Consider the following 11,378-nt stretch of genomic DNA (forward strand, 5'->3'; position numbering starts at 1 on the left):
TTCTGATTATCTAATAAATTTAATGAATTGTAAACTTAAGAAGAACTGAGTTAAAAAAGACTGCTTACTTTTTGCGATTTTTTTTCTTGAATTTTAAACAACCAAAATCGAAAACAATCAAGTAAAAAAGTTGAATCCATAATGAATATGAATTTCTAAATTTCAGAAATACTTTACAATATTATTGAGTTGCAATTTATTCATTTTATGTTTTCCCTCTATTAATCTTTTTATTTTGTGATAACATAAATAACAGTAAAAAACATAAATTATATTAGTTTTAGACACTAAAACAGCTAAAAATGGTGCCATTTGTAACCAAAATCATTGGTACAAAATTTTTATATCAATTTGTATCACAAAAATATCACAATACAAATTTTTCAATTTGACTAAAATTATATGTTTTTAGTTGGGTTTCATAGTAAAATCATGTACTGAATCATGTACCTGAAATATAAAACTTAAAACAGAAGTCATAAAAAATGGCTTTGTGCAAACAAAGCCATTGATTTCAAACGATTTACATTTAGTAGCGGGAACTGGACTCGAACCAGCGACCTTCGGGTTATGAGCCCGACGAGCTACCTACTGCTCTATCCCGCGATTTAATTCCTAGATGATTTTTTTAGCTCTAAACTTATCGGTTCATAATGCCGATTCAATCATTTTAGGACTGCAAATATACAATGCTTTTTAGATATAACAAGAACATTTTAAAGAAAATTATTGTTCAAGACTATTTGCCTTAAAAATTACAATTTCTAAATTTTCAAACTTAGCTTTAATTTGAATTGGATTACAACATACTTCACAATCCTCAATATATTCTTGTTCAAGTTGTGAGCTATCTAAGAGCATAGAAATGGTTTCACAACAATATGGACATTGAAAAAAATGTTCTTTCATATTTAAAGATAAAAAAAAGACCATCTTTTTCAGACAGTCTTAATTTTTATATCAATTAATTAATACTTAATCGTTATCTGTAATTACAGTTTCTGAGTCGAATTCTAATAATCCATTTGGCATCTCTCTATTGCCATCAATGACACTTACATATTCTCTATCAAAATTATTATCACTTACCATAAAAGTGCTTAATTGAGATAAGCTTGTTACTTGATAAGGAACAGTTCCTGTTAAATCGTTACTTGCTAATACTAATTCTTTTAATTGACTTAATTGTCCTATTTCTGTTGGAATTTCTCCATTTAACCTATTATCAATTAAACTTAATACTTCTAGCCTATTTAAATTAGCAATTTGAGTTGGAATATTTCCAGTTAAAAAATTGCTGCCTAACATTAATTCCTTTAGGTTTATTAAGTTTCCAATAGTTAATGGGATATCTCCTGATAAACTATTACTATATAACTTTAAAGTTCTTAAATATGTAAGATTCCCAATTTCATTTGGAATTTCTCCTTCTAACTTATTCATGAATAATTCTAAAGAAGTTAGTTTTGTTAAATTACCAATAGAAGAAGGTATTTTTCCATTTAAATGGTTAAACCCAAGATTCATAGCTCTTAAGTATATTAAATCTCCTATTTGAGAAGGAATTGTCCCTTTAAGATTGTTAAAATGTAAATTAAGTTCAACTACTTTATCGTTTACAACAGTTACACCATACCAATTTTCTATTGGTTCATCTAAATTCCAAGTGTTATTCCATTGATCTCCTTGAGTAGAATTATAAAGAGAAATTAGTGCTTCTCTCTCATTTTTAGTTACTTCTGCAAAAGAATATGCAGAAACAAAAAAACATAGAATTATAAGTTTAATAGTCTTCATATAGCATAGATTTGGGATTAATCTCTAACAATATTAGACTTAAATAGGATAATAAACAAATTTATTCGATGAAATGCACAATTTTAATAAAAGTAATGAACTTAAAAATCAATGATTTAGATGTTTTCAATCTCTTCATGGACTTCTTCCCATTCTGCCATTAATTTATCCAATTTGCTCTTTTTTGATTGATAAGAGTCAAAAAATGCAGTATTTGATACCGTTTTATCATAATTTGTTGCTAAATCCACATCCATTTCCTTAATCTCCTTTTCAAGTTGATTAATTTTAGATTCTAGATTACTCAATTTATTATTTAATGACTTTAATTTCTTCTGTTCTTCGTATGATTGTTTATTACTTTCTTTTGGAGACTCTTTTATAACTTCTCTTTTTTCTACTTCTCGAAGATTTTCAACATTTCTTTGTTGTAAATAGAAATCAATATCTCCTAAATATTCTTTTATTTTATAATCTTTAAATTCGAAAACCTTATTTGTTAATCCTTGAAGAAAATCTCTATCGTGTGAAACTAAAATTAGAGTTCCTTCAAATTTCTTTAAAGCATCTTTTAATACATTTTTAGATTTAATATCTAAGTGGTTTGTGGGCTCATCCATGACTAATACATTTAAAGGCTGTAATAATAATTTAGCTAATGCCAATCTGTTTCTTTCGCCTCCAGAAAGAACTCTTACATATTTATCTACCTCTTCTCCACTAAACAAAAAGGAACCAAGAATATCTCTAACTTTACTTCTGTTTTTTTCATTTGCTGCATCAATCATAGTATCTAAAACAGTTTTGTTTCCATCAAGATACTCTGCTTGATTTTGAGCGAAATACCCAATCTGAACATTATGACCCAACTTTAATGTGCCTTGATATTTTATTTCACCAACAATAATTTTTGCTAGTGTTGATTTACCTTGGCCGTTCTGCCCAACAAAAGCTGTTTTAGAATCTCGTTCTATTGTTAAATCAATATTTTTTAATACTTTAACATCATCATAGTTTTTAGATATATTATGAGCTTCAATAACCACTTTACCTGGCACAATTGAAACCGGAAAATTGAGTTTCATTACAGCATTATCGTCTTCATCCACTTCAATACGTTCTATTCTATCTAGTTTTTTTATTAAAGATTGAGCCATAGTTGCTTTGGACGCTTTGGCTCTAAATTTTTCGATTAATTTTTCGGTTTGCTCTATTTGTTTCTGTTGATTTTTCTGAGTTGCTAATTGTTGATCCTTAATCTCTTTTCGAAGCACTAAAAACTTAGAATATGGTTTATTATAATCATAAATCCTTCCTAATGAGATCTCAATAGTTCGATTGGTAACATTATCTAAAAACATTTTATCATGAGATACTATAACCACTGCTCCAGGATAGTTCTTTAAAAACCCTTCAAGCCAGATTATTGACTCAATATCTAAATGGTTCGTTGGTTCATCTAATAATAGAATATCGTTATTTTGAAGTAATAATTTTGCTAATTCTATACGCATTCTCCAACCTCCAGAGAAAGTATCAGTCAATTTTTCAAAATCATTCCGTTTAAAACCTAATCCTTGGAGAATTTTTTCAGTTTCACCTTGATAATTATAGCCTCCAAGAATTTCGTATTGATGCTGAATTTCATTAAGATCAACCATAATCTGATGATAACCATCACTTTCGTAATCAGTACGCTCAACCAATTGATGGTTGATCTCTTCCATTCTTGCCTCAAGAGCTTTTATATCATGAAATGCTTCATAAGATTCCTCCAGAACGGTTCTACCTAAAACAAAATCGATGTCTTGTTTTAAAAAACCAATACTTAAGTTTTTATCTGCTGCAATTTGACCTGAATCCGGCTCTAGTTCTTTAGCTAAAATTTTTAGCATGGTAGATTTACCAGCTCCGTTTTTTCCAATTAATCCAATTCTATCTCCAGGACTTAATTTGAATGTAATTTCTTCGAATAAATATTCCCCTTGAAAAGAAATGGAAAGATTATGAATGTTAAGCATTTTTGTTACTATTGTTACAGAGCGTTACTAAATAAAATTTTAATTTTGTGAAATCTTACAAAGCGCAAAAGTAATAGTTTTAATTATGATAAAAAAAGGAAGTAAACTTTATAGCATCCTTTCGGGAGCATGTCCGAAATGCCATCAGGAATCCATGTACATGAATAAAAACCCCTATGTTTTAAAAGATGTTTTAAAAATTAATGAAACATGTTCTCATTGTCATACTAAATATCGAATTGAACCTTCTTTTTTTTATGGTTCTATGTATGTTAGTTATGCTGTTGGAATAGCCTTTGCTGTTGCTGCTTTTGTCATCAGCTATTTATTTTTAGGAAGTAGCTTATTAACTTCTTTTATTGCTATAGTTGGAACTTTAATAATTTTTGGTCCAATTATAATGCGTCTTTCCAGAAATATTTGGATTAATATATTTATGCATTATGACAAGACTATGATTTAGAATTAAAACGATTAATTTGTATTTCTGGGTCTAATTCTGAGTTGTTTTCTATATGATCAAAAAGTTGTTTAGCTACATAAGGCCCAATCATAACACCTCTTGTTCCTAAACCATTTAATATATACATATTATTTCTGTCTGGATGTTTGCCTACTAAAGGTCTTCGGTCTTTAATAGTAGGTCTTATTCCTGCCACTTGATCAACTATTTCAAAATTACAAGTTAAAAACGTTTTAAGCTTATTTAAGAGTTCTTCTCGACCTTCTTGAGTTATATTATTAGTTTTATCTGTCCAATTGTAAGTTGCTCCAATATGATATAAATCGTTTCCTAATGGCAGAATAAAAACACTGGATTTTAAAACATAATCAATATTCAAATCTGGAGCATGAATAGTTAATAATTCTCCTTTAGATTCTTTTAATGGTAAATAATTAAAAAATGGATTTCTTATTAATCCATATCCTTCAGCAAATACAATTTGTTTTGCTGAAATGGTTTGATATGAAATACCTGTATTTAGAAATTTTAAATCCGTATAATTAAATGCCTCTTCAATTAATTGATTGTTATCAATAAGATATTTTTTATATGAAGAAATTAAAGTATTTGTATCTATTCTTCCAGTATGTAATACTTCACCAAAACCAAAATCAGCTGTAATATATTCATTTGTGTTTTTAATTATTTTAGATGATAGATGGGCTGATAGTAACTGATTATCGGAAGCTGCAAACCAATTATTTTGTTCTTCCAAAGATGTAAAACGTCTATAAACTGGAATCTTATAATCTACTTTAATTTGAAGTTTTTCTTCTATGGATTGATACATTGGTAGAGCAATTTCTAATTGCTCTTTACTCTTCCAAACCGAAGTAAATCGTTTTAAAACTACTGGATTGTATAATCCACCAGCCACAACTGAAGATTGTTGCGATTGATTATCGAATACAACAAACGATTTGTTAGAAGCAATTAGATGTTCGCAAAAAGCGATTCCAGCCAAACCACAACCAACTATAATATAATCTACATTCATAAAAACAAAGATACTTTGGATAAAATTAAAAAAATTAAAAACGCTCACCATAAGTGAGCGTTTTTTATTTAAATCTATATATTATGGCAAAGTTAGTAAGCCCACATATCTAATTCAAAGTTTCTAATTTTTTCTTTAATTCTATCAGATTCTAATAGTTGCATTAATGCGTTTTCAGAAATGTATTCAGTTACTTTACGGTCTCCATATACATTTTCTTCTTTATAAATGTAGCCATTAAAACGTCTAGAATTAAGTAAATGATCATAAGAGAAAGGCACAGCACTATTCTCATTATTAAATGATTTTGCTTCGTGTAAAATATCTCTAGCATCAGGGAAAAATACCCAAAATAATGGAATTGGTTCTTTATTAGCTTCATCATCAGAATCAATAAAGTTCACGTCTGGTGCAGCAGGAGCTATACCAAGCAATCTATATTTTAATTCGGCTTGACGCTTATCAAAATACCAAAGTCCTTTAATTAAATATGCACTGATATCGTAAGATGTAATATTACGTTTTACAATATACTCAGGATCTACATAACCATCGGCATTATACTGCTCGTAACCAATATCTAAAGTATCTATTTTAGACATTGCCGATTTAATATCTTTTAATGTACGTTTGGTTGTAAAATAAGAATCATCGTAAATATTTTCTATATCACCATCTTTTACACTTTTCCATAGAACATCAAATAAAGAACGTCTATCAGACCCAATATTATTTGTATCTACAGGATAGTATAGTGGGAAATTAACTCGTTCGTCAAGAACGACTCTTTCCCAAGTCATTTTAGAAAACATAATGTCTCTATCGTCTACATAACCATATTCTAATGGTTTGTCGTTATCTACAGCTTTTTGAGCTTCAGTTCTTACACCAATCTGATCAGGGCTTTTTGCATTTAAAATGTTAGCCTGAGAAAAGGAAGCAGACACAAACGATATGCTTAAAACGGTTAATAAAAAACTTTTATAATTCATCTTTTCAATTTTATTTATTAGGGCTTATCAATTAAAATGATAATGTCTATTAATTTGAAATCTCAACAATAACAGCTGAAACTCCTTTTAGCTTATAAGAAGAGTTTCCTCTAATTTGAGCTTTAATATCAAATATTTGAACATTATCTCCACGTCTAGCTTTACGTAATGCATTTTTTGCTTGATCGTTTAGTTTTGTTCCATTTACATCAACAGAAGGTTGACCAGGTACTTTAAATTTAAACGATGTTACTTGAATTGGTAATTCAAAATCAAAATCGTCTAACATGGCACCAATAGTGCCTATTTCTACAGAGTTACGAGGTAATTTTACAATACCATCTTGACCACTTATAGTTCCAGTAGGCTTAGGAATATCTTTAATTCTAAAAGTAGCTTTATCACTTACTTTATCTCCATTAGGTAAAGTACCTGTAACATTAATAGTAAGCTCTCTTCCTGTTCCTGGATTCATATTGTATTTCCCTACTCCTGAACCTTTACTTAATCCTGGCGCACTTGCAGATACATTATTATCTGAAATACCAGCAAAAGAAATAGTCATTGGGTTAGTTACACCACGATAAACCACATTCATTTTATCTGCTGAAATAGTTGCAGAATTTGGTTTAGGAACTACAGCGTATGTACTTTTAACTGGAATAGATATAATTGAATCGCCTTCTTTGAATTGAAACTCTCCTTGAATTTCTCTTTCTCCAACTGGACCAGCAGGGAAATCTAATAAGGTTTGACCTGCTTGCATAGATTCTTCTGAAAGTTCGGTCCCATTAATTACAACTTTATCTGCTTTTAATGTTTTATCGTTTTTACCTAAGATAATTCTTCCAGTAAAGTTCTCGCCAGAGAAAAAGGCTGTTTTATCTGGAACAACAATAGCATCAAAGTTTGTTAATGAAGCTTCTACTTTTAATTTTCCAGCTAACATAGATGATAATACTTCAGATTCTGTTGTTTTAACATCTGCTTGTAACTGAGTCATTTTAGTTAATGAAGCAACTAATGGAAATCCTTTATAATGGTAGCTTAACCAATCAATTTTATTTCCATCTCTATTAGTTACTGGATCTGTAGAAAATTTCTTTTCAACATCTTTAGCAATACCTGCCATATCTGGATTTGTATTCAACACAGCAACTACACCATCTCTATAAGTTGCAATTTGATCCATAAATTCTTGACCTTCTGGCTTTAATTTATCGCCAATAAAGAAGTGCTCATCAAGGAAATCACCTTTGTCCATGATCTCATAATCTTGTGGATCATCAACTGTTGAAGTCATTTGTCCTTTTAATCCTTCTAAATATGAATTAAAATTATTTGCCAATGCATTTATTTGATCTGCTTGAGCTTTTAAAGGTTGGTATTTCGCTGGCTGTTCTGATACTTTCTCTGCTAAACCTTGCATGAATGCATCATTTCTTTCTGAAGTTGCTTCGTTAGATTCGGTTAACTTTTCGTTCATTAAACCAAATGCCGATAGCACTTCTTTCGACATATTAAGTGCAAGCATGGCTATAAACACTAAATACATCAAGTTAATCATTTTCTGCCTTGCAGATAATTTTCCTCCTGCCATTTCTAATTAGTTTTTTTCGTTAATTGTTAAATTAATAATTAGTTAAATTAAACTAATTAGTGCTTAGTCATTGCAGATAACATTCCTCCATAAACTCCGTTTAATGAAGATAAGTTAGATGCTAAAGATTGCATTTGTTCTTTTAATTTAGTTGCGTTTTCTACAGCTTCTTCATTTATAGTTGCTTGACGATTTACGCTTTCTAATTGCACTTTATATAAACTATTTAAAGATTCCATTTGTGCAGCAGCTAAAGAAAGTTCTTCACCATATTTTTTAGTTGCAGCTATTGAATCTACAGTTGGGCTAATGCCTTTAGCAGCTCCTTCGAAGTTTTTAATACTGTCACCTAAACTTGTCATTAATTCAGCATCAATTTTAGCTTCTTTTAATAAACTGTCTAATTTTTTAGATAATAAACCTTCAGCATCTTTAGGTTGTTCTTTTTTGTTACCAATTCCTCCAGCTAATTCAGGATATACTAAAGACCAATCTAAATCATCGTCTACTGGTTCGAATGCAGATATTGCAAATACAATTGCCTCGGTTACAAGACCTAAAGTTAACATGACGTTTCCTGTTAATGGTCCTATTTCAAAATGAATAATTTTGAATAATGCTCCAATAATTACAATGGATGCTCCGAAACCATAAGACATGGTCATAAATTTCTTAAATGCTCTTGATTGTGCCATAATTTTAGTTTTTTTGATTAAGTTAAGTTAGTTTACTTAAGTAGATTAATATTAATTGTTGTTATCTGTTTTTTGCGTTTTTAGTTACTTCAGTTCCCATGTAATCTTGAACGGTTCTAAAGCCAATGTAACTTCTTGCTGAATCAGCATACTCGTAGTCTCTTGAACTAACTGCTAAATAATATGCAACGTCTTTCCAAGATCCTCCACGTACAACCTTACGTTGATTATTAACATCATTAACGCTCGGATTAATAGTTGAAACGTATTCATAAGAAGAAGGATCGTATGATGCACTTACCCATTCTGAAACATTACCAGCCATATTATATAAGTTAAAATCGTTAGGCTCATAAGATTTAGCTTCTACTGTATAAAGTGCTTGATCAGCTGCATAATCTCCTCTTAATGGTTTAAAGTTCGCCATAAAACAACCTCTGTCGTTTTTAGTATATGGTCCACCCCAAGGGTAAGTTGCAGCTTGCAGACCTCCTCTTGCAGCATATTCCCATTCTGCTTCAGATGGTAATCTAAATGAATTTACAAAAGCTGCTTTTCTATCTTTCTGATAGGCATTTTTATTCATGGTTCTCCATTGACAGAAAGCTTTAGCTTGAGTCCAAGACACTCCTACTACAGGATAATCTCCATAAGCATCATGCCAGAAATAATCATTATGCATAGGCTCGTTATATGAATAAGCAAAATCTCTAATCCAAGTAGTAGTATCTGGATAAATTTCCACTTCTTCTTTAACAATAACATCTTTTCTTTTTAAAGATCTGTCTTTGGCTGCTTTTTCAATATCCATATAAGAATATTGAAACTTAAACTTAGTTACATCCCAAGTTCTTTGTCCATTATAAGATTCTTCAAGAGGTATATACATAGTATCCATAACTTCAGCATAATACTCATCTGGATAGTCTTCTGTATCAAAAATTAAATCTATATCTTTATTTAACTTTCTTCCTTCATATCCAGTTGGTCCTAAGCCACTATAATTATCATACATGTATTTTTCATAAACAGTCATATTTTCAGGATCTGCATCTCTAAACGCAAATTCACCAATACCACCATTTCCAGGAGTTTCCCCTATTTCATCAGCAAGTATAGCTAATTTAGTTCTAATAGTAGAATCTCTTACCCAATTAACAAATTGGCGATATTCGCTATTTGTAATTTCTGTTGCGTCCATATAGAAAGACCTTACAGTTACTGTTTTAGATGGCGCATCATGAATACCAGCAAGATCATCGTCTGCTTTACCCATAATAAAAGCGCCTCCTGGTACTAATTCCATACCATAGGGCTTTTCAGGATGCCATTTTTTTCCTTTAACTCCAACTAGCTCACCTCTGTCCCCAGAGCCACAACTAGCTAACAACGTTAAAACTGCGGTTAATAAAATAAACTTCTTCATATCCATAGAAAACTCGAGGTTAATAATTTTATAATTTGTCTTAAAAAAATTTTAAGAGCGTAAACATATCTATATATTTTCAAAAAAACAACTTTTTTTAAAAAAATTTTACGTTTCATCGTAAAAAAAGTGCATTTTAACGATGAAATGCGCATTAAAACAGTATTATCTACAGACAATTCTTCTGAAATGCTTTATACCAACGGTCTGGTAACTTATTATTACAAGCGTCAATATAATCTTGATGCATGCATGGTAATAACGTATGTCTTTTTAATTTATTATTTATTTCAGATAAAAAAGGAATTTCAATCCACCAACGTTGTGTTTTTTTACTTTTATAAAAGATAAGTTCTTGATCATCTACTAAGGTAATGAATTTTTGATAGCTCTCATCGTTTAAAAAATCATCATCTTTTACTCTAAAATTGACACCTTCAATAAAATACCAAATAATTTGTGCTATTAGCATAGAGGTTATATTATTATCTTTTGAAGGTTTATACTCATATATTCCAATAGACGATACTTTATTACTTATTCCAGCATATCTAGAAATAGCACAAATTTCTTTTCCATCTAATCCATTAGGAGATGTTTTTTGTCTTGAACTAACTTCAGAAGCTTTTACTGAATTTAAATCTATACTAACAATATTAGCATCTCTTAAAACAGGCTCTACTAATGTAATATCTTTTGAAACTTGTCCTAATCTATAAGATTCAAAATATAACTTGTCCATTAAATCTATTTCTTCCTGAGAATTAAAATAGGTCTGATAACCAATTGTAGCGTAATTAAATAGATTATATGGTTTATCTAAAATAATTTTTCCAACAAAACTATCGTTCTTGATTGGCTTTGCTGAATCGCCTAAATCGAATTTTGAATCGACATTTACAATATTAACCATTGGAGCTATGTCATCATAAGCTCGATAATTAGCATATGTTAAATCTTGACTTCCTCCTATTATAATAGGTATGATTTTTTTCTGAACTAAAATAGAAATGGTTGTTTTTAATGCGAAGTAAGTATCTTCAACAGACTCACCTTTATTAATATCTCCTAAATCTGCAATGGTTTTATGCCAGTTACCTGGAAAGAGCGTATATAAGGATTTTCGAATTTCATCTAAATTAAATTCTTCCCCTATATAATTAATGTCGTTTCTGTTTTCTAGAACACCTATTATTGCTAATTGAACATTCTCTAATTCAGGAATACCTAATTGTTTTGAATGAATTTTAATTTTTTTTCCTAAAGTTTGTTGAGATAGTAACTCATTATGCGCTAATACCGAATCTGAAACTGGCGATAGAAAATTAAAATTCATTAGGTAATT

At 30.0% G+C, this 11,378-nt stretch carries 10 protein-coding genes and 1 tRNA gene; 1 reads left to right on the top strand and 10 read right to left on the bottom strand.

All coding sequences use genetic code 11. The features are described from left to right. Window positions 1–533 precede the first annotated feature (533 nt). The 4 genes from FVF61_RS03780 to FVF61_RS03795 form a co-directional block, all read right to left on the bottom strand. Window positions 534–606, bottom strand: a tRNA-Met gene (locus FVF61_RS03780). Between the two features lie 120 nt (window positions 607–726). Further along, complete coding sequence (locus FVF61_RS03785; RefSeq protein ID WP_148453539.1) at window positions 727–909, bottom strand: CPXCG motif-containing cysteine-rich protein; 183 nt, start codon at window positions 907–909, stop codon at window positions 727–729. Window positions 910–975: 66 nt separating this feature from the next. Continuing rightward, window positions 976–1,797, bottom strand: coding sequence for a leucine-rich repeat domain-containing protein (locus FVF61_RS03790; RefSeq protein ID WP_148453541.1), 822 nt, complete (start codon window positions 1,795–1,797; stop codon window positions 976–978). A gap of 116 nt (window positions 1,798–1,913) precedes the next feature. Further along, on the bottom strand, window positions 1,914–3,818 hold the full coding sequence (locus FVF61_RS03795; RefSeq protein WP_148453543.1) for an ABC-F family ATP-binding cassette domain-containing protein: 1,905 nt from the start codon (window positions 3,816–3,818) through the stop codon (window positions 1,914–1,916). An 85-nt stretch (window positions 3,819–3,903) separates the two neighbouring features. On the opposite strand from FVF61_RS03795, the gene FVF61_RS03800 reads away from it, so the two are divergent. Then, window positions 3,904–4,281 (top strand): DUF983 domain-containing protein, encoded by a 378-nt coding sequence (locus FVF61_RS03800; protein ID WP_148453544.1) that lies wholly within the window; start codon window positions 3,904–3,906, stop codon window positions 4,279–4,281. Here FVF61_RS03800 and FVF61_RS03805 read toward each other — a convergent pair. The 6 genes from FVF61_RS03805 to FVF61_RS03830 form a co-directional block, all read right to left on the bottom strand. Next, window positions 4,271–5,320 carry an NAD(P)/FAD-dependent oxidoreductase gene (locus FVF61_RS03805; RefSeq protein WP_148453546.1) on the bottom strand — a complete coding sequence of 350 codons (1,050 nt, stop codon included), beginning with the start codon at window positions 5,318–5,320 and terminating at the stop codon, window positions 4,271–4,273. The two genes, FVF61_RS03800 and FVF61_RS03805, sit on opposite strands and share 11 nt — an antisense overlap. Before the next feature lie 92 nt (window positions 5,321–5,412). Next, on the bottom strand, window positions 5,413–6,312 hold the full coding sequence (gene porN / locus FVF61_RS03810) for a type IX secretion system ring subunit PorN/GldN (RefSeq protein WP_148453548.1): 900 nt from the start codon (window positions 6,310–6,312) through the stop codon (window positions 5,413–5,415). Window positions 6,313–6,361: 49 nt separating this feature from the next. Then, a complete protein-coding gene (gene porM / locus FVF61_RS03815) occupies window positions 6,362–7,912 on the bottom strand; it encodes a type IX secretion system motor protein PorM/GldM (RefSeq protein ID WP_148453550.1) in 1,551 nt (516 codons plus the stop codon). A 56-nt stretch (window positions 7,913–7,968) separates the two neighbouring features. Beyond that, a complete protein-coding gene (porL, locus tag FVF61_RS03820) occupies window positions 7,969–8,607 on the bottom strand; it encodes a type IX secretion system motor protein PorL/GldL (RefSeq protein WP_148453552.1) in 639 nt (212 codons plus the stop codon). A 61-nt stretch (window positions 8,608–8,668) separates the two neighbouring features. Further along, the gene (porK, locus tag FVF61_RS03825; protein WP_449404193.1) at window positions 8,669–10,033 is read right to left on the bottom strand and encodes a type IX secretion system lipoprotein PorK/GldK; all 1,365 of its coding nucleotides are present in this window, start codon (window positions 10,031–10,033) and stop codon (window positions 8,669–8,671) included. Between the two features lie 169 nt (window positions 10,034–10,202). Beyond that, window positions 10,203–11,369 carry a formimidoylglutamase gene (locus FVF61_RS03830; RefSeq protein WP_148453556.1) on the bottom strand — a complete coding sequence of 389 codons (1,167 nt, stop codon included), beginning with the start codon at window positions 11,367–11,369 and terminating at the stop codon, window positions 10,203–10,205. Window positions 11,370–11,378: the final 9 nt, after the last annotated feature.

The sequence above is a fragment of the Xanthomarina maritima genome (assembly GCF_008084905.1).
GTDB lineage: Bacteria > Bacteroidota > Bacteroidia > Flavobacteriales > Flavobacteriaceae > Xanthomarina > Xanthomarina maritima.